Here is a 21,502-nt window from a genome sequence, read left to right as displayed (position 1 = left end):
TTGTCACGTTCACGGGTTGTGTAATGCCATCTTCTGCTGAACATGAGGTGAACGGAACAATCCGCCGGGCTTAACTGACTGGCATTACAACTCAGGTTGCCTTTTTGCTTTTATTACGGCGCCGGGTAGGTATACACCTGATGCACCGCTTCAATCTCCGCTAACACCTCTTCGCTCAGATCCAGATGGAAGCTTTCAATGTTCGTTTTCAGCTGCTCCAGGGTGGTCGCGCCCAACAGAGTGCTGGCAACAAACGGCTGACGGCGCACGAAGGCCAGTGCCATCTGCGCCGGATCCAGCCCGTGACGTTTAGCGATATCGACGTAGGCCGCCACCGCTTTCTGGGTCTGCTCACCGCTGTAACGGGTAAAGCGGCTAAACAGCGTATTACGCGCTCCCGCCGGTTTGGCACCGTTGAGATACTTACCGGTCAGCGTCCCGAAGGCCAGGCAGGAGTAGGCCAGCAGTTCAACGCCTTCATACTGGCTCACTTCCGCCAGACCCACTTCATAGCTGCGGTTCACCAGGCTGTACGGGTTTTGAATGGTCACGATGCGCGGCAGGTCGTGCTTATCCGCCAGGTGCAAATAGCGCATAACGCCGAAGGCCGTTTCGTTAGAGACGCCGATGTAGCGGATTTTCCCCGCGCGCTGGCATTCGGTTAAGGCTTCCAGCGTTTCCAGCAGCGTGACGACCGGTGCGCTGTCGCTCCAGCTATATCCAAGCTTGCCGAAGCAGTTGGTCGAGCGTTGAGGCCAGTGGACCTGATAAAGGTCGAGGTAATCGGTCTGTAAACGCGTCAGGCTGGCATCCAGCGCGGCGCGGATGTTTTTCCGATCGAGCATCTGATTCGGGCGAATGCCGCTGTCATTATTGCGCGACGGGCCGCTGACTTTGGAGGCGACAATCAGCTTTTCGCGGTTGCCGCGTTTTGCCAGCCAGTTGCCGACATAAGTTTCGGTTAAGCCCTGGGTTTCCGGGCGGGGTGGCACCGGGTACATCTCTGCGACATCAATCAGGTTAATGCCCTGGCTGACGGCGTAATCGAGTTGGGCATGGGCATCGGCTTCGCTATTTTGTTCACCAAATGTCATCGTGCCCAACCCCAGTTGGCTTATCTCAAGAGCGCTATGGGGGATACGGTGATAATGCATAGCCGGCTTCCTTATTTGACATGTTAAGCGCATCAGGAAGGAACTTCCCGACAAAGAACATACCCTACAAAATTCGAGTTGCAGGAAGGCGGCAGGAGAGCGAATCCCCAGGAGCATAGATAACTATGTGACTGGAGTGAGCAAGCGCAGCCAACGCGTCTGTAACCTGAAGTATGACGGGTATACAAACATGGCAGAGGGGAAGCGAAAGGGGAAGAGAAAAATCAAAAGGCCAGCAAGCTGCTGACCTTTACGACTATCTTTCAATAATCTGTGAAACGTCGTCGCGGTTAATCTGCATATTATTACCCTGCTGATCCCGGTAGCTGACCAGACCGGTATCATCGTCGACTTCGGGTTTGCCGTCGGTCAGGATCATGCGGCCATCTTTCGTCGCCATGACGTAATCGCTGCTACAACCTGAAACGGCAAACGCTAAACCAACAGCCGAGATTATTACTGCCCATTTCTTCATTTTTATTACCTCCACCTGGCTCGTATCACATCTTAGTGTAGTAATAACTCGGGCTCAGGTTTTAACAAAGCGGTGAAATCTGAAAAAACGGGCAATTATGTGATAAAAGACATAATTCTGGCTAAAAAGTCACGTGTTCAGCAGAAAGTGACGGGCTAACAGAGCACCTGTGAAGTTCTTTTTCAAATAAAAGCCACGGGGCAGCGTCAGGATCGGTTCGCCCCGCGCGCCGATGGCCTCGGTAAGGGCTTTACTGTTTGCCGCTTTGGGTCGCAGCTGGAGCACTTCGCCGTGACGGGCGGTGATACGCTCGACCTGACCCAGCACGATCATGTCCATTAACTCTTCCCAGTCCAGCCGCAGCTGACGATCTTCATCTTCATCCGGGCTCCAGATCAAAGGCGCGCCGACGCGCCGTGCCGCCAATGGGATCGCACGATCCCCCTCTACCGGGATCCACAGCACCCGCTTCAGCTTATGCCGCACGTGGCTGCTCTCCCAGGTGATCCCGGTATTGCTGGTTAAGGGTGCCACGCAGACAAAGGTCGTCTCCAGCGGGCGACCGAGGCTGTCGATTGGGATAGTCTTCAGCTCCACCCCCAGGGCGGCAAAATCCTGTTCTGGTTTGCTGCCCGCGCTGGCCCCCAGCCACAGCTCCAGCAGAACGCCCGTCCACCCTTTATCACGCTTCAGATCGGGCGGAACTGGCAGACCGGCCAGGGCGGCAAGCTCTCCCAGCGAGTATCCCGCCAGGCGCTGCGCTTGTTGCAATAGTGCCGCTTCCGTTGCGGGGGGAGAGGTCAGGGGAGCGAGGGGAAGCATGGTGATTGCCTTTTGGTTAAAAAGTGAACAGCAGTTTTCCACTGCACAAACAGAGTTTAACTTTTTCTTTTTGCCTGTGCCAGGTGGATGATTTATCACAATTTTTATCAGCCGCTAACCCGTTTAGGTACGGGATATATCCCAGTTGTTCAAATCTGGTCACTGACAATAAACAGGATCTTACACCCAGTTATCCACAGAAAAATGGGATAACTGGGCATAACCCCCACTACTGTTTCCATTTACAGCCTTGACGTGGGATGAAAATCGAAAAATCAGACAAAATGTGCCTAACTTATTGGCACAATCTGTGGATAAAACCGACGTTGTTCGATCTTTCATCAGTACGACGATCTTTAAAGTGACCTGCATCACACTAAGGCCTGTAATTCAGGTAATCCACAGTTTAACTCTATGAAATATAGTCCTTTGTAAAAATCAGTCTTATCTGCAATATTCAGAGTGATCTGGGTTGTCCATCGGTAATTCCACACTTCTTCACAACTCTATCCACAGAAAAAGTGAATAAAATTGCCCTTCTGACCGGTCATCTGTTTATAACTCTGATGATAATTGTGAGTTATTCAAATGTTATTCGGCTCCAGGCCAGAAAGAGAGTGGTTTACCGCCTCACTGGAGTGTGAAACAATCATTTATATATAAGGTTTAGTTTGGGGTAGTCCGGTGATTGATGACGATGGCTACCGCCCGAATGTAGGTATCGTAATTTGTAATCGCCAGGGTCAGGTTATGTGGGCCCGGCGATATGGTCAGCACTCCTGGCAATTTCCCCAAGGTGGGATTAATCCAGGAGAGTCAGCAGAGCAAGCGATGTATCGGGAGCTGTTCGAAGAAGTTGGCTTAAGCCGCAAGGATGTCCGCATTCTGGCTTCGACCCGCAACTGGTTGCGTTACAAGTTACCGAAGCGTTTGGTGCGTTGGGACACAAAGCCGGTATGTATCGGCCAGAAACAGAAATGGTTTCTTCTGCAATTGGTGAGCAGCGATGCGGATATCAATATGCAAACCAGCAGCACGCCCGAATTTGATGGCTGGCGCTGGGTCAGCTACTGGTATCCCGTTCGTCAGGTCGTGTCCTTTAAGCGCGACGTTTACCGTAGGGTGATGAAAGAGTTCGCAAGTGCCGTGATGATGCTTCAGGAGGCCCCTCCTAAGCCGCAGAGCGCACCTGCCTGGCGACGTAAAAGAGGTTAAGCTACGCACATTATGCTCACCCGCCTGCGCGAAATAGTCGAGAAGGTGGCCAGTGCCCCACGGCTCAACGAGGCGCTGGATATTCTGGTCACGGATATCTGCCTTGCGATGGAAACCGAGGTGTGTTCGGTCTATCTGGCCGATCACGACCGCAGGTGTTACTACCTTATGGCCACGCGCGGATTAAAAAAACCGCGTGGTCGTACCGTTGCGCTGGCATTTGATGAAGGCGTAGTAGGTCTGGTCGGGCGTCTGGCGGAACCCATCAACCTTGCCGATGCGCAGAAACACCCCAGCTTTAAATATATCCCCTCCGTCAAAGAGGAGCGCTTCCGCGCCTTCCTCGGCGTGCCGATTATTCAGCGCCGTCAGCTACTTGGCGTGCTGGTGGTCCAGCAGCGTGAGCTGCGCCAGTACGATGAAAGCGAAGAGTCGTTCCTCGTTACGCTGGCCACGCAAATGGCCGCCATTCTTTCCCAGTCTCAGCTGACGGCACTGTTTGGTCAGTATCGGCAGACGCGCATTCGCGCCTTACCGGCCTCACCGGGTGTTGCGATTGCAGAAGGCTGGATGGACGCCACCCTGCCGTTAATGGAGCAGGTCTACGAAGCCTCGACGCTGGACACCGCTCTTGAGCGCGAACGCCTCACCGGCGCGCTGGAAGAGGCCGCGAACGAGTTTCGCCGTTACAGCAAGCGTTTTGCCGCCGGGGCGCAGAAAGAGACGGCGGCGATCTTCGATCTTTACTCTCACCTGTTGTCCGATGCCCGCCTGCGCCGGGAGCTGTTTAACGAGGTCGACAACGGCGCGGTCGCCGAGTGGGCGGTTAAAAAGATCATCGAAAAATTCGCCGAACAGTTTGCCTCCTTAACTGACGGCTATCTGAAAGAGCGTGCCGGGGATCTGCGCACCTTAGGCCAGCGTCTGCTGTTCCATCTGGATGACACCATTCAGGGCGCTAATACCTGGCCGCCGCGCTTTGTGCTGGTGGCGGATGAGCTCTCCGCAACCACCCTCGCAGAGCTGCCGCAGGACCGGCTGGCCGGGATCGTGGTGCGCGATGGCGCCGCCAACTCTCACGCCGCCATTATGGTGCGTGCGCTAGGGATCCCGACCGTAATGGGGGCCGATATTCAGCCATCGGCGCTGCATCGTCGCACGCTGGTGGTCGATGGCTATCGCGGCGAGCTGCTGGTCGATCCTGAACCGGTGTTGTTGCAAGAATATCAAAAGCTCATCAGCGAAGAGAACGAGCTGAGCCGTCTTGCCGAAGATGACGTTAATCAGCCTGCCGCGCTGAAAAGCGGCGAGCGGATCAAAGTCATGCTCAATGCCGGGTTAAGCCCCGAGCATGAAGAGAAGCTCGGCAGCCGTATTGATGGCATCGGCCTCTACCGCACAGAAATTCCGTTTATGCTGCAAAGCGGCTTCCCCTCCGAAGAGGAGCAGGTGGCGCAGTATCAGGGCATGTTGCAGATGTTCAACGACAAACCAGTGACGCTACGCACCCTGGATGTCGGTGCAGATAAGCAACTGCCGTACATGCCGATCAGCGAAGAGAACCCCTGCCTGGGCTGGCGCGGGATCCGCATTACCCTCGATCAGCCGGAGATCTTCCTGATCCAGGTGCGCGCCATGCTGCGCGCCAATGCCGCGACCGGTAACCTCAGCATTTTGTTGCCGATGGTGACCAGCATCGACGAGATCGACGAAGCCCGCCGTCTTATCGAACGTGCCGGGCGCGAAGTCGAAGAGATGATCGGCTACGAAATTCCGAAACCGCGTATCGGGGTGATGCTCGAAGTCCCCTCGATGGTCTTTATGCTGCCGCAGCTGGCGAGCCGCGTCGATTTCATCTCGGTGGGCACTAACGACCTGACCCAGTACATGCTGGCGGTGGATCGTAACAACACCCGGGTGGCGAGTATTTACGATAGCCTGCATCCGGCGATGCTCCGTGCGCTGGCGATGATCGCCCGCGAGGCACAAGAGCAGGGCATCGATCTGCGTTTGTGCGGCGAGATGGCCGGTGACTCGATGTGTGTCGCGATCCTGATCGGCCTCGGTTTCCGTCACTTATCCATGAACGGACGCTCTGTCGCCCGTGTGAAGTATCTGCTGCGGCATATCGATTTCGAAGAAGCGCAACTGCTGGCAAAACGCAGCCTTGAAGCGCAGCTGGCGACGGAAGTACGTCATCAGGTGGCGGCCTTTATGGAGCGTCGCGGTATGGGTGGCCTGATCCGCGGCGGACGTTAAACGCCGGGTATCCCTCCTCCCCGGGGGAGGGACACAAACTACGCGAAGTCTCTATACACATCTTTTACATCTCGGGCGCAACCTCCTCGCTCGCTTGTGCTATGATTCGCACCTTTGGAGCGCAGGGTACGCCTTTGCGCGCATCTCTACCGCTGTCCACTTTCAGCGGAATAACAACATCTTGTGGTGACAGATGAACAGTGGCTATCTGCATTTTCCGGAGTTTGATCCGGTCATTTTCTCAATTGGACCCGTCGCGCTTCACTGGTACGGCCTGATGTATCTGGTCGGTTTCGTCTTTGCCATGTGGCTGGCTGGCCGTCGCGCCAAACGCCCTGGCAGTGGCTGGACCAAAGACGAAGTGGAAAACCTGCTGTATGCCGGTTTCCTCGGCGTTTTCCTCGGTGGACGTATCGGCTATGTGCTGTTCTATAACTTCCCGGTCTTCCTGGCCGATCCGCTCTACCTGTTCCGCGTCTGGGATGGCGGCATGTCCTTCCACGGTGGCCTGATTGGTGTCATCCTGGTGATGGTCATCTTCGCTAAACGCACCAAACGCAGCTTCTTCCAGGTGGCTGATTTTATTGCGCCATTAATCCCGTTTGGTCTGGGTGCGGGTCGTCTCGGTAACTTCATCAACGGTGAACTGTGGGGCCGCGTCGATCCGAGCGTGTCGTTTACCATGCTCTTCCCGCAGTCGCGTGCCGAAGATATGGCGCTGCTGCCATCGCACCCGGAGTGGCAGTCCATTTTCGATACCTACGGTGTTCTGCCGCGCCATATGTCCCAGCTGTATGAAATGGCGCTGGAAGGTGTGGTGCTGTTTATCATTCTGAACCTGTTTATTCGCAAGCCGCGTCCGACCGGCTCCGTATCGGGCCTGTTCCTGATCGGTTATGGCGCGTTCCGCATCATCGTTGAGTTCTTCCGTCAGCCGGATGCGCAGTTTACCGGGACGTGGGTTCAGTACATCAGCATGGGGCAGATCCTCTCCATTCCGATGATTATCGCGGGCATTGCAATGATGGTCTGGGCGTTCCGTCGTCCACAGCAACAGGTCTCCTGAGGAATCATGAAACAGTATCTTGAACTGATGCAAAAAGTGCTCGATGAGGGCACGCCAAAGAACGATCGCACCGGCACCGGGACGGTCTCTATTTTTGGCCACCAGATGCGCTTCAATCTGCAGGAAGGCTTTCCGCTGGTCACGACCAAGCGCTGCCATTTACGCTCCATCATTCATGAACTGCTCTGGTTCCTGCAGGGCGATACCAACATTGCCTATCTGCGTGAGAACAATGTCTCCATCTGGGACGAATGGGCGGATGAAAACGGCGATCTTGGCCCGGTCTACGGCAAGCAGTGGCGCGCCTGGCCAACGCCGGATGGCCGCCATATCGACCAGATCACCACCGTGATGAACCAGCTGAAAAACGATCCAGACTCGCGCCGTATCATCGTGTCTGCCTGGAACGTGGGCGAACTGGATAAGATGGCGCTGGCCCCGTGCCACGCGTTTTTCCAGTTCTACGTAGCGGATGGAAAACTCTCCTGCCAGCTCTACCAGCGCTCCTGCGATGTGTTCCTCGGACTGCCGTTCAACATCGCCAGCTATGCACTGCTGGTGCATATGATGGCGCAGCAATGTGACCTGGAAGTGGGTGATTTTGTCTGGACCGGTGGAGATACCCACCTGTACAGCAACCATATGGAGCAGACCCACCTGCAGCTGACCCGTGAGCCGCGTGCGCTGCCGAAGCTGATTATCAAACGTAAGCCGGACTCCATTTTCGACTATCGCTTCGAAGATTTCGAAATTGAAGGTTACGACCCGCATCCGGGTATCAAAGCGCCTGTGGCAATCTGATGCCACAATCGTGACATAACCGGCGCTCTCTGCGCCGGTTTTTTTATGCCCGCGTGATGGTTTTGCGAGGCTGCATCCGTAAGAATTGCAACGCGCTGCAATTCCGCTAAAAGTGCTGAAACCGCCTCGTAATCTGCCTTTCTGCCGCTCGAACCGTTTTTTTCCTCAGGGCACACTGCTGCCATGAAAAAGGAAAAGGGCTTTACCCTCATGGAAATGCTGATCGCCCTCTCACTGATCCTGACGCTCAGTGCGGCAGGTCTCTATGGCTGGCGGCGCTGGCAGCAGCAACAGCAGCTGTGGCAAACGGCGCGCCAGGTGCGCGACTATCTGGTAGTGCTGCGAAATGATGCCTGGCGAAATAACCTGGACAATACCGTGACCCTGAAACAGGACGGCAAACGGTGGTGTCTGTTAAAAACCGGCATTCCGGTCTGTCAGGCAGACAATGCGTTTGTGATTACGCCGCAGTGGCCTGACATTCAGATCACCGAGTTGACGCCTGGGCTGGGATTTTATGGTTTACGGGATACCGCCTGGGCTGGCCGCATACGCCTGCAAAGCCAGGCCGGAGAGTGGTTAATACTCGTATCCGCGTGGGGGCGTATCCGTATGTGCAACGGAAAGGGAGAGTTCGCATGCCGCTAAAGCAGCAGGGATTTTCACTGACCGAAGTGCTGATCGCGATGGCGATAAGCAGCGTACTGCTGATGAGTGCGGCGCGATTCTTGCCCGCGTTACAGCGGTCAGTAGTGCTGCTCACGAAGCAGCAGGAGCTGGAAGAGGAGCTATGGCTGCGCATAAATGGCATAGGCAAACACCTGCAACGGGCGGGATATTGCGCGGGCAAGTGCGAGGGACAGCCGTTGACGATTGGCCTGCGGGGCGAATGCGTCATTGTTCAGTGGGACGAAAACAGTAATGGCCGCTGGGAAACCTTGCCATCAGCCGCCGCAGAGCAGACTGGTTTTCGCCTGAGCGACGGCGCACTGGAAACTTTGCGAGGTGCGACGCAGTGCGGCGGTAAGGGTTGGGAGAGAATAACCGACCCTGACAGGATCAGGGTTCAGCGTTTTCAGGTGCAGCGGATTTCACGTGCGGGCTTTGCGCCGGAGCTGAGCCTGACGCTGGCGGCTTCTTTCGACGGAGAGCAGCAGCGCCAGTTCGAGGCGCACCACACCGTGACCGGGTTTAATCTGTGAACCGTCAGCAGGGAATGTCGTCGCTGGCGCTGGTGCTCCTGCTGTTGATTCTCGGCAGCCTGATGCTGGCCGGGCTTAACCAGCAGCTTGCTGCGCTGACGCGAATCGTCAGTACGGAACATCAGGCGATACAGCATCAGGCGATAGCCCAGTCAGCGCTGGAATGGGGCAGAATGCTCTCCTGGCCAACTCAGACTGAGCCCACATGCCGACAGCATCCGCAGCAACCGTGGCGCGTCTGCTTACGCATCCTTGAAGGGCGCGCGTTACTTATTGCCAGCAGCGGCAGCGTGACGATGTGGCGGTTGGGCGAAGTAAAGAATGACGGAGTCTCTATCTCGCCGCAGGGCTGGAGCGATTTTTGTCCCCTGAAGGAGACGGCGTTATGTCAGCAACCGTAGCGAAACAGAAAGGGTTCAGCATCGTCGAGGTCTTGCTGGCCATGATGCTGATGGTCATGGTCGTTACCGGGCTGGCAGGTTACCATCGTGTTTTAGCCAGCCGCTTTGTCGCCCTTGAGCAGTATCGCCAGCTCTGGCGTCATGTCTGGTCGCAGTCACAGCTGGCCGCCGGGGAGATGCCTCCGGGCTGGCAGGTAAACAGGGTGCAGACAACACCGGCCGGATGTGTCAGCATCTCGGTCTCACTTATTTCTCCATTGGGTCGGCAGGGTCAAATGACGCGCCTGCACTGCCCGGTTAGCCAGTAGTTGGGAGCAGCAATGTTAAGGGTCTACCACTCAAACCGTCTTGATGTGCTGGAAGCACTGATGGAATTTATCGTCGAGCAGCAGCGGCTCGACGATCCCTTTGAACCGGAGATGATCCTGGTTCAAAGCACCGGTATGGCCCAGTGGCTGCAAATGTCCCTGTCACAAAAGTTTGGCATTGCCGCCAATATTGATTTCCCGCTGCCCGCCAGCTTTATCTGGGATATGTTTGTTCGCGTGCTGCCGGACATCCCAAAACAGAGCGCGTTCAACAAACAGAGCATGAGCTGGAAGTTAATGGCGCTCCTGCCAGAGATGCTGACGCATGACGAATTCGCCATGCTGCGCCACTACCTGAACGACGATACCGACAAACGAAAACTGTTTCAGCTGGCGTCGCGTACTGCGGATCTCTATGACCAGTATCTGGTCTACCGCCCGGAATGGTTAACGCGCTGGGAAGCGGGCGAGCTGATTGACGGTCTCGACCAGGCGCAAGTCTGGCAGGCACCGCTGTGGAAAGCGCTGGTAGAACATACTGAAAAGCTGGGCCAGCCGCAGTGGCACCGTGCCAACCTTTATGAACGTTTTATCGCGATGTTGGATTCGGCCTCTGTGCCGCCAGCCGGACTGCCGTCCCGGGTCTTTATCTGCGGGATCTCCGCCTTACCACCGGTTTACCTGAAAGCGCTTAATGCGCTAGGTAAACACATCGATATTCATATCCTGTTTACCAACCCGTGTCGTCATTACTGGGGGGATATTCAGGATGCCCGTTGGCTGGCCCGCCTCGTTACGCGCCAGCGTCGTCGCCTGTTCGACGAACACGCGGTGCCGCTCTTTAAAGACAGCGAGACGGCGGCGCAGCTCTTTGATGAACAAGGTATCCAGGACTTACCGAATCCGCTGTTGGCCTCCTGGGGAAAACTGGGACGCGACTATATCTATATGCTCTCGGAGCTGACCGCTTCCGGCGAAGGGGATGTCGATGCCTTTGCGGATATCACCCCGGACAGCCTGCTGCATAACGTGCAGCGGGATATTCTGGATCTGGAAAACCGCGCAGTGGCCGGTGTCACCGCCGCCGAGTTTGCCAGTAGCGCCAACAAGCGTCGGCTCGATCCCGACGATCGCAGCGTATCTATCCACCTGTGCCATAGCCCGCAGCGAGAAGTCGAGGTGCTGCATGACAAACTGTTGGCGATGCTGGAGGACGATCCACAGCTAACGCCGCGCGATATCGTGGTCATGGTGGCCGATATCGACACCTATAGCCCCTATATTCAGGCGGTGTTTGGCAGCGCGACGGGCGATCGCTATGTGCCGTTTGCGATATCGGACCGCCGTGCGCGCCAGTCCCACACGGCCCTGCAGGCGTTTGTCAGCCTGCTTTCCCTGCCGGACAGCCGCTTCGTACCTGAAGATGTACTGGCCTTGCTCGATGTTCCGGTACTGGCGGCCCGTTTTGATATCGACGAGGACGCGCTGCGTTATCTGCGCCAGTGGGTCAACGAGTCGGGCGTACGCTGGGGAATGGATGATGACAACGTGCAGGAGTTTGAACTGCCGGTCACCGGCCAGCATACCTGGCAGTTTGGCCTGACGCGCATGCTGCTCGGCTACGCCATGGAGAGCAGCCAGGGGGAGTGGAATGCCGTTCTGCCGTATGACGAATCCAGTGGCTTAATCGCCGAACTGGTCGGCCATCTGGCTTCGCTGCTGATGCAGCTTAACCGCTGGCGGCGGGAGCTGGTGAAAGCACGTTCGCTCGAGGAGTGGATGCCGGTATGCCGGGAAATGCTCAATGATTTCTTCCTGCCGGATCAGGAAACAGAAGCGGCGATGGCGTTAATCGAGCAACAGTGGCAGGCCATTATTGATGAGGGCATCTCTTCGCACTATGGCGAAGCTATCCCGCTGTCACTGTTACGCGATGAATTAACACTGCGTCTCGACCAGGAGCGTATCAGCCAGCGCTTCCTCGCCGGGCCGGTGAACATCTGCACCCTGATGCCGATGCGCTCCATTCCGTTTAAGGTGGTCTGTCTGCTGGGCATGAACGACGGCGTCTACCCGCGCGCGCTGGCGCCGCTGGGGTTTGATTTAATGAGCCAACAGTCCCAGCGTGGCGACCGTAGCCGCCGCGACGATGACCGCTATCTGTTCCTTGAAGCGCTGATCTCCGCGCAGCAGCAGCTCTATATCAGCTACATCGGCCGCTCCATCCAGGACAACAGTGAACGGTTCCCGTCGGTGCTGGTTCAGGAGCTGGTGGACTACATCGGGCAAAGCCATTACCTGCCGGGCGATGAGCACCTTAATTGTGATGAAAGCGAACAGCGCGTTAAGGCGCATATTACCTGCTGTCACAGCCGTATGCCGTTCGATGCCGTCAACTATGAGAACAACGAACAGCAGAGCTACGCCCGGGAATGGCTGCCCGCGGCGAAGCGGGAAGGGGTGGCCCATGGTGACTTTATCCAGACGCTGGATCCGTTGCCGCTGGATACGGTGGCGTTTGAACAGCTCCAGCGCTTTTGGGCGCACCCGGTGCGGGCCTTTTTCCAGTTGCGGTTGCAGGTTCATTTCCGTTCCGAAGAGAGCGAGATCCCGGATGCGGAGCCGTTTACCCTGGACGGGTTAAGCCGCTACCAGTTAAACCAACAGTTGCTTAACGCGCTGGTGGAACAGGAGGATGCGCAGAAGCTGTTCCGCCGCTATCGCGCGGCGGGCCAGCTGCCATATGGCGCCTTCGGGGAAATCACCTGGGATGCCCAGTGTGAGGAGATGCAGGTCCTTGCCGACCGGGTGATAGAGTGCCGCCAGCCCGGTACAAGCATGGAGATCGATCTCAACTGTAACGGCGTGAATCTGACGGGGTGGCTGCAACATGTGCAGCCAGATGGCTTGCTGCGCTGGCGTCCGTCGATGCTCAGCGTTTCGCAAGGTTTGCAACTTTGGCTGGAACACCTTGTCTATTGTGCAAGCGGTGGCGAAGGCGAGAGCCGGTTGTTTGTGCGCAAAGACGGTGAATGGCGCTTCCCGGCGCTGCCTGCTGCACAGGCAATGGAGTATCTGTCGCAGCTGGTTGAAGGTTACCGGCAGGGGATGAATACACCGCTGCTGTTGCTGCCAGAAAGTGGGGGGGCGTGGATTAAAACCTGTTATGACGCCACAAATGATGCGATGTTAACGGATGACGCGACCCTGCAAAAAGCGCGCAGCAAATTTTTGCAGGCCTACGAAGGCAATATGATCGTGCGTGGGGAAGGGGACGACGTCTGGTATCAACGCCTGTGGCGAACCCTTGAGCCAGAGTACTTCCAGGCCATTACAGACGAGGCCCGTCGCTACCTGTTGCCGCTGTATAAATTTAATCAGTCCTGACCTTGTATAAAAATTGCGCAGGTTTGGGCATTCATTTATGATGCCCATCTTGTCATGGACTGATGTACACCACAAAGAGATGCTGGCCTGTCCGGCACGAAGCGTGTTAATGATGATGTCCGTGATGAAGAGGTAGTGAATGCCAGGCAGCACCTTGTTGAAAACCTTAGTTTTGTTCGTCGCTCTTTGGGCACCCCTCAGTCAAGCAAATACCGGTTGGCAACCTATTCAGGAAACGATCCGCAAAAGCGATAAAGATACCCGCGAATATCAGGCGATCCGCCTTGATAACGGGATGGTCGTGTTGCTGGTTTCCGATCCCCAGGCCGTCAAGTCATTGTCGGCGCTGGTGGTGCCTGTTGGCTCGCTGGAAGATCCTGAATCCCATCCTGGGCTTGCGCACTATCTTGAACATATGACCCTGATGGGTTCAAAAAAGTACCCGCAGCCTGACAGCCTGGCCGAATTTTTAAAAATGCACGGTGGCAGCCATAACGCCAGCACCGCGCCCTACCGTACGGCCTTTTATCTGGAAGTCGAAAACGATGCGCTGGACGGCGCGGTTGATCGCCTTGCGGATGCCATTGCCGCCCCATTGCTGGATAAAAAATATGCCGATCGCGAACGCAACGCCGTTAATGCCGAGCTGACGCTGGCCCGTACCCGGGACGGTATGCGTATGGCGCAGGTCAGCGCCGAAACCATCAACCCCGCGCACCCTGGCTCCCGTTTCTCCGGCGGCAACCTTGAAACCCTGAGCGATAAGCCAGGCAGCCCGGTGCTCGATGCGCTGCACGCGTTCCGCGACAAATACTACTCCGCCAATCTGATGAAAGCGGTGGTTTACAGCAACAAACCTCTGCCGGAGCTGGCGAAACTCGCCGCCGAGACTTACGGCCGCGTACCGAATAAAGACATTACCCGCCCTGAAACCACCGTACCGGTAGTCACCGATGCGCAGAAGGGCTTGATTATTCACTATGTTCCCGCGATGCCGCGAAAGGTGTTGCGCGTTGAATTCCGCATTGATAACAACACGGCGCAGTTTCGCAGCAAAACCGATGAACTGGTTAACTATCTGATAGGCAACCGTAGCCCGGATACCCTGTCCGACTGGCTGCAAAAGCAGGGGCTGGTGGAAGGTATTCGCGCAGATTCTGATCCCATCGTTAACGGCAACAGTGGTGTGCTGGCTATCTCCGCGACCTTAACCGATAAAGGGCTGGCCCATCGTGATGAGGTGGTCGCCGCGATTTTCAGCTACCTGTCGCTGCTGCGTGATAAAGGCGTCGATAAACGCTATTTCGATGAGCTGGCGCACGTGCTGGATCTCGACTTCCGTTATCCCTCTATCACCCGCGATATGGACTACGTTGAGTGGCTGGCGGACACCATGATCCGTGTGCCGGTTGAGCATACGCTGGATGCCGTCAATATCGCGGATAAGTATGATGCGGATGCCGTCAAAGCCCGTCTGGCGATGATGACACCGCAGAACGCCCGTATCTGGTATATCAGCCCGGACGAACCGCATAACAAAACGGCCTATTTTGTGAATGCTGAGTACCAAGTGGATAAAATCAGCGAGCAAACTTTTGCTGACTGGCAGAAGAAATCTGCCGCCATCGCGCTCAAGTTGCCGGAGGTGAACCCCTATATCCCGGACGACTTCACGCTGATCAAGCCTGCTAAAGCGTATCCTAAACCGCAGCTGATTGTGGATGAGTCTGACCTGCGTGTGGTCTATACCCCGAGCCGCTATTTCGCCAGCGAGCCAAAAGCCAATGTCAGCATGGTGCTGCGTAATCCTGCGGCGATGGACAGCGCTAAAAACCAGGTAATGTTTGCCCTGAATGATTATCTGGCCGGTATCGCCCTGGATCAGCTCAGCAATCAGGCTGCCGTGGGCGGGATCGGTTTCTCGACCAACGCCAACAACGGCCTGATGCTCAACGCCAACGGTTATACCCAGCGTCTGCCACAGCTGTTTAAGGCATTGCTGGAAGGCTATTTCAGCTACACCGCCACCGAGGAGCAACTGGCGCAGGCCAAATCCTGGTATGCACAAATGATGGACTCCGCTGAGAAGGGCAAAGCGTTCGATCAGGCCATTATGCCAGTGCAAATGCTGTCCCAGGTGCCTTACTTCCAGCGCGAAGATCGGCGGGCGCTGCTGCCGTCAATTACGCTGGACGAGGTGATGGCCTACCGCGCGGCGCTGAAAACCAACGCCAGACCAGAGTTCCTTGTGGTGGGCAATATGAGCGAAGATCAGGCGAAAACGCTGGCACAGGACGTCCGCACCCAGCTGGGGGCTAAGGGCACTGAATGGTGCCGCAACCAGGATGTGCTGGTGGATAAACAGCAGAACGTGATATTCGAGAAACCCGGCAGCAGCACAGACTCTGCGCTGGCGGCGGTCTTTGTCCCGACCGGCTATGACGAATATGCCAGCTCGGCCTACAGCGCCGTGCTCGGACAGATCGTGCAGCCGTGGTTCTATACCCAGTTGCGTACCGAAGAGCAGCTGGGCTATGCCGTGTTTGCCTTCTCGATGAACGTGGGCCGCCAGTGGGGAATGGGCTTCCTGCTGCAAAGCAGTGATAAACAGCCAGATTATCTCTGGCAGCGTTTCCAGGCATTCTTCCCGCAGGCAGAAGCGAAGTTGCGGGCCATGAAGCCAGAAGAGTTTGCCCAGATCCAGCAGGCGGTGATCGCCCAGATTACGCAGCCGCCGCAAACCCTGGCCGAAGAGGCATCAAAGATCAGCAAAGATTTCGATCGGGGTAATATGCGCTTCGATTCGCATGATAAAGTAGTGGCCGAGATAAAACAGCTCACGCCGCAGAAAGTGGCTGACTTCTTCCACCAGGCGGTGGTTGCCCCGCAGGGGATGGCGATCCTGTCCCAGGTCTCGGGTAGTCAAAGTAAAAAAGCCGACGTCACCCCGCCTGCAGGCTGGACAGTCTGGAAGAGCGTGAGCGCATTGCAGCAATCTTTGCCCAGGAGTAAGAACGAATGACCGATACCGCCGAGTCCCTTGATCCCCTACGTTTACCGTTACAGGGGGAGCGACTGATAGAGGCCTCAGCGGGAACCGGAAAAACCTTCACCATTGCGGCACTCTATCTGCGTCTGCTGCTCGGACTGGGCGGCAGCGCAGCCTTCAGCCGCCCGCTCAGCGTAGAAGAGCTTTTGGTGGTGACCTTCACCGAAGCCGCAACGGAAGAGCTACGCGGCCGTATCCGCGCTAACATTCACGAATTGCGGATTGCCTGCCTCAGACAGAGCACAGATAACCCGCTATATGCCAGCCTGCTGGACGAGATCGAAGATACCCAGCAGGCGGCGCAGTGGCTGCTACTGGCGGAACGCCAGATGGACGAGGCCGCCGTGTTCACCATCCACGGCTTCTGTCAGCGGATGCTCAGCCTGAACGCCTTTGAATCCGGCATGCTCTTTGAGCAACAACTGATCGAAGATGAATCCCTGTTGCGCTACCAGGCGTGCGCCGATTTCTGGCGTCGTCACTGCTACCCCTTGCCACGTGATATTGCCGAAGCGGTTCATGGTTTATGGAAAGGGCCGGAAGAGTTACTCCGCTCCATCGATCGTTATCTGCAGGGCGAAGCCCCGGTCATTAAATCCCCACCGCCTGCGGACGAAACGCTGGCCTCCCGCCATGAGAAGATTGTCGGCTTAATTGCCACCATGAAGCAGCAGTGGTGCAGCAGCGTGGCGGAAATCGACGCGGTTATTGAACGTTCCGGTATCGACCGGCGTAAGTTCAACCGCGGCAACCAGGCAAAATACATCGAGCGTGTGACGGCCTGGGCTCAGGAGGAGAAGCACAGCTATCAACTGCCTGACGCGCTGGAAAAGTTCTCGCAAACGTTTCTTGCGGAGCGGACAAAAGCGGGCGGCGAAGTGCCGCAGCACCCTCTGTTTGCCGCCATCGACATTCTGTTGGCTGAGCCGCTGACCCTGAACGATCTGATGATCACCCGCGCGCTGGCAGAGATCCGCGCCGCAGTGGCGCGGGAAAAGCGCCGCCGTGGCGAGCTGGGCTTTGACGATATGCTCAGTCGTCTCGATGAGGCCCTGAACAGTGATAATGGTGATGCGCTGGCTGCGGCTATTCGTGGCCGTTTCCCGGTGGCGATGATCGATGAATTTCAGGATACCGACCCCCAGCAGTACCGGATTTTCCGCCGGATCTGGCGTCAGCAGCCAGACACTGCCCTGCTACTGATTGGTGACCCGAAACAGGCGATCTATGCGTTCCGTGGGGCAGATATCTTTACCTATATGAAAGCGCGTGGAGAAGTCGCTGCGCACTATACGCTGGATACCAACTGGCGCTCAGCGCCCGGAATGGTAGAAAGCGTGAATACCCTCTTTTCACAAATGAACGACGCCTTCATGTTCCGTGAAATCCCGTTCCTGCCGGTCAAATCGGCCCCGAAAAATGCCGGGCTGCGCTTTGAGCTGCGGGGTGATTTTCAGCCAGCGATGAACGTCTGGCTGATGGAGGGCGAGGGATGTGGCGTCGGAGATTATCAGGCCTTTATGGCCCAGCACTGCGCGGCACAAATCCGCGACTGGCTGAGTGCGGGTGTTCGCGGTGAAGCCATCCTGCATCGGGGTGACGAGGCTCGTCCGGTTAGAGCCTCGGACATCACGGTGCTGGTGCGCAGTCGTCAGGAAGCGGCGCTGGTTCGCGATGCGCTGACGCTGCTGACCATCCCTTCGGTCTACCTCTCCAACCGCGACAGCGTGTTTGAAACGCTCGAAGCCCAGGAGATGCTCTGGCTGCTGCAGGCGGTGCTGGCACCCGAGCGTGAAAGCATCCTGCGCAGCGCGCTGGCAAGTTCCATGCTCGGGCTTACCGCTCGCGACATCGACATGCTGAATAACAGTGAAACCCTCTGGGATGAGGCGGTAGAAGAGTTTACCCACTACCGCGAACGCTGGCAGAAGCGGGGCGTGATGGCGATGCTGCGCGACATCATGACGCAGCGCAATATTGCGGAAAATATGCTGGCCACCGCCGGCGGCGAACGCCGTCTGACTGATATTTTGCACATCAGCGAGTTGCTTCAGGAAGCGGGAACGCAGCTGGAAAGCGAGCACGCACTGGTGCGTTGGCTGGCGCAGCATATCGCCGAACCTAACAGCAATGCCTCCAGCCAGCAGATGCGCCTCGAAAGCGATAAACATCTGGTAAAAATTGTCACCATTCACAAATCGAAAGGTCTGGAGTACCCGCTGGTCTGGCTGCCCTTCATTGCCAACTATCGGGTGCAGGATCAGGCCTTTTACCACGATCGCAAAACCTTTGAAGCCGTGCTCGATCTCAGCAAGGCGGAGGACAGCGTTGAGCTGGCCGAAGCCGAGCGGCTGGCGGAAGATTTGCGCCTGCTGTATGTGGCATTAACCCGCTCGGTCTGGCATTGCAGTCTGGGCGTCGCGCCGCTGTTTCGTCGTCGTGGCGACAAGTCTGGTGACAGCGATTTCCATCTCAGTGCGCTGGGTCGCCTGATCCAGCGCGGTGAGCCGAAAGATGCCGCCGGGCTGCGTCAGTGTCTGGAAACCCTGTGCACTGGCCCTCTTGCGCTGCAGATTGCCGGGGTGGCCGATACCGCCCGCTGGAACATGCCGGAGTCAACAATGCCGGATCTGCAGGCGCGGCAGGTGGCTCGCGTACTGTTCGATGACTGGCGGGTGACCAGTTATTCCGGGCTGCAACAGCGCGGGCACAGTATCGCCCAGGATTTGATGCCGCGCCTCGACATCGATGCCGCAGGCACTGGCGAGGTCGTACAAGAGCCGGAGCTGACGCCACATCAGTTCCCGCGCGGCGCCTCGCCGGGCACCTTTTTACACAGTCTGTTTGAAGCGCTCGATTTTACCCAACCCGTCTCGCCGGAGTGGGTACTGGAGATGTTGCAGAAAGGCGGCTATGACGCCCGCTGGCAGCCGGTGTTAACCCAGTGGATCACCCAGGTTCTGCAGACACCGCTCAATGAGGAGGGGGTCTCGCTGAGCCAGCTATCAGCCACCGATAAACAGGTTGAGATGGAGTTTTACCTGCCGGTTGCCGGGCCGCTTACCGCCGATGCGCTGGATGCATTGATCCGCGAGTACGATCCGCTGTCACGCGACTGCCCGCCGCTCGATTTCCGCCAGGTGCGCGGTATGCTGAAAGGCTTTATCGACCTGGTGTTTCGCCATAATGGCCGTTACTACCTGCTGGACTATAAGTCCAACTGGCTGGGCGAAAATGGCGAGGCCTATACCCCGGAGGCGATGGCGCGCGCGATGCAGTCCCACCGCTACGATCTGCAATATCAGCTCTACACGCTGGCGCTACACCGTTATCTGCGCCACCGTATCGCTGATTATGACTATCAGCGGCATTTCGGCGGGGTAATCTACCTGTTTTTACGCGGGGTGGACGGCAGCTCGCCGGGGGCCGGTTGCTTTACCACCCGCCCGGATGAAATGTTAATAAATCAAATGGATAGCTTGTTTTCTGCAAGCCGAGAGGAGCTTGTGTCATGACGATGCAGGAATTATTGCTGGAGGCCGTAGAACAGCGCGTGTTGCGTCGTCTGGATGTGCAGTTTGCGATGATGGTGGCGGGGAATGATGAACCCTCCGTGATGCTGGCGACAGCCATCTTGAGCCGGGATACCGGCGAGGGGCATGTCTGCCTGCCACTGTCACGCCTGCAGGCGGAGGCGAAAACCGCCGCCCTGCAGGCCTGTTTTGCCCTGCATGATGAAACGCTGGACTGGCCCACAACGCTGATGCGTTCCCGGGCTGTGAGCGCAGGGGACGAGCCAACGCCGCTGGTGCTGACAGGGGACCGGCTCTACCTCAACCGCATGTGGCGCTATGAGCGGGCCGTGGCCAGTTTCTTTAGCGAAGCCAACCAGCCGTTGCCTCATGACAGTGCTGACGTTCAGCGTACCCTGAACGCGCTGTTCACCTCTGACGAAGCCGTTAACTGGCAAAAGGTGGCGGCGGCCGTGGCGTTAACGCGGCGTATCTCGGTAATTTCCGGCGGACCGGGCACCGGTAAAACCACCACCGTCGCCCGCCTGCTGGCGGCGCTGATCCAGATGGCGGGAGAGGAGAAGTGCCGTATCCGGCTGGCCGCCCCAACCGGTAAAGCCGCCGCGCGCCTCACCGAGTCTCTGGGCGGTGCGCTGCAACAGCTCCCGCTGTCCGACCTCCAGCGTAAGCGTTTCCCGACCGAAGCGAGTACCCTGCACCGTTTGCTTGGTGCTCAGCCGGGCAGCCAGCGTCTGCGCTACCATGCCGGGAATCCGTTACATCTGGATGTGCTGGTGGTGGATGAGGCCTCGATGATCGACCTGACCATGATGTCTCGTCTGATTGACGCCTTGCCGCCTCATGCCAGGGTCATCTTCCTCGGCGATCGCGATCAGCTGGCCTCTGTCGAAGCGGGTGCGGTGCTGGGCGATATCTGTACCTGGGCCAGCGCCGGGTTTACTGTGCAGCGTGCCCAGGAGCTGGCCGGGATGACGGGATGCCAGATGGAAGGCAACATCAGTCCGGTCGCGGGTGCGCTGCGCGACAGCCTTTGCCTGCTGCAAAAAAGCTACCGATTCGGCAGCGACTCCGGCATCGGGCAGCTTGCAGCCGCGGTCAACCGCGGCGATCGTCACGCTATTCGCTCAGTATTTGACGGCACGTTCAGTGATATCGAGAAAAAGCAGCTCCAGAGCGGAGAAGAGTATCTCGTGATGCTGGAGGATGCCCTGCAGGGTTATCATCATTTCCTTGACCGGGTGCAACACCAGGCCTCCGAAGAGGAGATTCTGGCGGCATTTGGCAGCTACCAGTTGCTGTGCGCCTTACGTGACGGACCTTTTGGCGTGGCCGGACTCAACGAAAGGCTGGAGCACGTGCTGGTGCAAAAACGCCGCATCAGCCGTCAGCCACATTCACGCTGGTATGAAGGGCGCCCGGTGATGATCTCGCGTAACGACAGTGCGCTGGGGTTGTTTAACGGTGATATCGGCATTGCGCTGGATCGGGGGCAGGGGCTGCGCGTCTGGTTCCAGATGCCGGATGGCAGCCTGAAGTCCGTGCAGCCGAGCCGCCTGCCGGAGCATGAAACCGCATGGGCGATGACGGTGCATAAATCCCAGGGTTCTGAGTTCGATCATGCGGCGCTGATTTTGCCTACTCAGATGTCCCCGGTGGTCACCCGCGAGCTGGTCTATACCGCCATTACCCGCGCACGGCGGCGGCTATCACTGTATGCGGATGACGGTGTGCTGGTGCAGGCGGTTACCACCCGAACGGAGCGGCGCAGCGGCCTGAGTGCGATTTTCGAAGCCTTATAAACCTGTGAAAAGCCGGGCGGCGCTTGTGCTC

Annotated in this window: 15 protein-coding genes; 12 read left to right on the top strand and 3 right to left on the bottom strand. The window is 57.2% G+C overall.

All coding sequences use genetic code 11. The features are described 5' to 3' along the window. Window positions 1-113 precede the first annotated feature (113 nt). From ACF8PE_RS22700 to mutH, 3 genes are all read right to left on the bottom strand, one after another. On the bottom strand, window positions 114-1,154 hold the full coding sequence (locus ACF8PE_RS22700; RefSeq protein WP_144839562.1) for an NADP(H)-dependent aldo-keto reductase: 1,041 nt from the start codon (window positions 1,152-1,154) through the stop codon (window positions 114-116). Between the two features lie 256 nt (window positions 1,155-1,410). Next, a complete protein-coding gene (gene ygdR, locus ACF8PE_RS22695) occupies window positions 1,411-1,629 on the bottom strand; it encodes a lipoprotein YgdR (RefSeq protein ID WP_032613767.1) in 219 nt (72 codons plus the stop codon). A 129-nt stretch (window positions 1,630-1,758) separates the two neighbouring features. Continuing rightward, window positions 1,759-2,451, bottom strand: coding sequence for a DNA mismatch repair endonuclease MutH (mutH, locus tag ACF8PE_RS22690; RefSeq protein ID WP_032613765.1), 693 nt, complete (start codon window positions 2,449-2,451; stop codon window positions 1,759-1,761). A 684-nt stretch (window positions 2,452-3,135) separates the two neighbouring features. On the opposite strand from mutH, the gene rppH reads away from it, so the two are divergent. From rppH to recD, 12 genes are all read left to right on the top strand, one after another. Then, entirely contained in the window at window positions 3,136-3,666 is a 531-nt protein-coding gene (rppH, locus tag ACF8PE_RS22685) for an RNA pyrophosphohydrolase (protein WP_032613763.1), read from the top strand. A gap of 12 nt (window positions 3,667-3,678) precedes the next feature. Beyond that, the gene (ptsP, locus tag ACF8PE_RS22680; RefSeq protein WP_032613760.1) at window positions 3,679-5,925 is read left to right on the top strand and encodes a phosphoenolpyruvate--protein phosphotransferase; all 2,247 of its coding nucleotides are present in this window, start codon (window positions 3,679-3,681) and stop codon (window positions 5,923-5,925) included. 193 nt (window positions 5,926-6,118) lie between these two features. Continuing rightward, window positions 6,119-6,991, top strand: coding sequence for a prolipoprotein diacylglyceryl transferase (gene lgt / locus ACF8PE_RS22675; protein ID WP_032613758.1), 873 nt, complete (start codon window positions 6,119-6,121; stop codon window positions 6,989-6,991). 6 nt (window positions 6,992-6,997) lie between these two features. Next, window positions 6,998-7,792: a thymidylate synthase gene (gene thyA / locus ACF8PE_RS22670; protein ID WP_059307267.1), complete on the top strand. Its 795-nt coding sequence runs from the start codon at window positions 6,998-7,000 to the stop codon at window positions 7,790-7,792. Between the two features lie 183 nt (window positions 7,793-7,975). Next, window positions 7,976-8,440 carry a prepilin peptidase-dependent protein gene (locus tag ACF8PE_RS22665; RefSeq protein WP_150872323.1) on the top strand — a complete coding sequence of 155 codons (465 nt, stop codon included), beginning with the start codon at window positions 7,976-7,978 and terminating at the stop codon, window positions 8,438-8,440. Then, complete coding sequence (locus tag ACF8PE_RS22660; protein ID WP_150872321.1) at window positions 8,431-8,994, top strand: prepilin peptidase-dependent protein; 564 nt, start codon at window positions 8,431-8,433, stop codon at window positions 8,992-8,994. The genes ACF8PE_RS22665 and ACF8PE_RS22660 overlap by 10 nt, the downstream gene beginning before the upstream one ends. Further along, the gene (locus ACF8PE_RS22655) at window positions 8,991-9,395 is read left to right on the top strand and encodes a DUF2509 family protein (protein ID WP_130588255.1); all 405 of its coding nucleotides are present in this window, start codon (window positions 8,991-8,993) and stop codon (window positions 9,393-9,395) included. Before ACF8PE_RS22660 ends, ACF8PE_RS22655 begins: the two co-directional genes overlap by 4 nt. Beyond that, window positions 9,380-9,703: a prepilin-type N-terminal cleavage/methylation domain-containing protein gene (locus ACF8PE_RS22650; protein ID WP_130588256.1), complete on the top strand. Its 324-nt coding sequence runs from the start codon at window positions 9,380-9,382 to the stop codon at window positions 9,701-9,703. Before ACF8PE_RS22655 ends, ACF8PE_RS22650 begins: the two co-directional genes overlap by 16 nt. Before the next feature lie 12 nt (window positions 9,704-9,715). Then, a complete protein-coding gene (gene recC / locus ACF8PE_RS22645; protein ID WP_392495313.1) occupies window positions 9,716-13,090 on the top strand; it encodes an exodeoxyribonuclease V subunit gamma in 3,375 nt (1,124 codons plus the stop codon). Window positions 13,091-13,229: 139 nt separating this feature from the next. After that, complete coding sequence (gene ptrA, locus ACF8PE_RS22640; protein ID WP_150872314.1) at window positions 13,230-16,112, top strand: pitrilysin; 2,883 nt, start codon at window positions 13,230-13,232, stop codon at window positions 16,110-16,112. Beyond that, entirely contained in the window at window positions 16,109-19,654 is a 3,546-nt protein-coding gene (gene recB / locus ACF8PE_RS22635; protein ID WP_262658942.1) for an exodeoxyribonuclease V subunit beta, read from the top strand. Before ptrA ends, recB begins: the two co-directional genes overlap by 4 nt. Beyond that, entirely contained in the window at window positions 19,651-21,471 is a 1,821-nt protein-coding gene (recD, locus tag ACF8PE_RS22630) for an exodeoxyribonuclease V subunit alpha (RefSeq protein ID WP_059307274.1), read from the top strand. Before recB ends, recD begins: the two co-directional genes overlap by 4 nt. Window positions 21,472-21,502 lie beyond the last annotated feature (31 nt).

Origin of the sequence: Leclercia sp. GLN_9 (assembly GCF_043105735.1) — a bacterium.
GTDB lineage: Bacteria > Pseudomonadota > Gammaproteobacteria > Enterobacterales > Enterobacteriaceae > Enterobacter > Enterobacter adecarboxylatus.
This window is presented reverse-complemented; position numbering and strand designations above follow the sequence as displayed.

What these genes read in the sequence shown, in the direction of transcription:
- ACF8PE_RS22700 (WP_144839562.1), bottom strand. Translation starts at nt 1,154, where the DNA reads ATGCATTATCACCGTATCCCCCATAGCGCTCTTGAGATAAGCCAACTG.
- ACF8PE_RS22665 (WP_150872323.1), top strand. Translation starts at nt 7,976, where the DNA reads ATGAAAAAGGAAAAGGGCTTTACCCTCATGGAAATGCTGATCGCCCTC.
- lgt (WP_032613758.1), top strand. Translation starts at nt 6,119, where the DNA reads ATGAACAGTGGCTATCTGCATTTTCCGGAGTTTGATCCGGTCATTTTC.
- mutH (WP_032613765.1), bottom strand. Translation starts at nt 2,451, where the DNA reads ATGCTTCCCCTCGCTCCCCTGACCTCTCCCCCCGCAACGGAAGCGGCA.
- recD (WP_059307274.1), top strand. Translation starts at nt 19,651, where the DNA reads ATGACGATGCAGGAATTATTGCTGGAGGCCGTAGAACAGCGCGTGTTG.
- ptsP (WP_032613760.1), top strand. Translation starts at nt 3,679, where the DNA reads ATGCTCACCCGCCTGCGCGAAATAGTCGAGAAGGTGGCCAGTGCCCCA.
- ptrA (WP_150872314.1), top strand. Translation starts at nt 13,230, where the DNA reads ATGCCAGGCAGCACCTTGTTGAAAACCTTAGTTTTGTTCGTCGCTCTT.
- thyA (WP_059307267.1), top strand. Translation starts at nt 6,998, where the DNA reads ATGAAACAGTATCTTGAACTGATGCAAAAAGTGCTCGATGAGGGCACG.
- recB (WP_262658942.1), top strand. Translation starts at nt 16,109, where the DNA reads ATGACCGATACCGCCGAGTCCCTTGATCCCCTACGTTTACCGTTACAG.
- ygdR (WP_032613767.1), bottom strand. Translation starts at nt 1,629, where the DNA reads ATGAAGAAATGGGCAGTAATAATCTCGGCTGTTGGTTTAGCGTTTGCC.
- ACF8PE_RS22660 (WP_150872321.1), top strand. Translation starts at nt 8,431, where the DNA reads ATGCCGCTAAAGCAGCAGGGATTTTCACTGACCGAAGTGCTGATCGCG.
- ACF8PE_RS22650 (WP_130588256.1), top strand. Translation starts at nt 9,380, where the DNA reads ATGTCAGCAACCGTAGCGAAACAGAAAGGGTTCAGCATCGTCGAGGTC.
- recC (WP_392495313.1), top strand. Translation starts at nt 9,716, where the DNA reads ATGTTAAGGGTCTACCACTCAAACCGTCTTGATGTGCTGGAAGCACTG.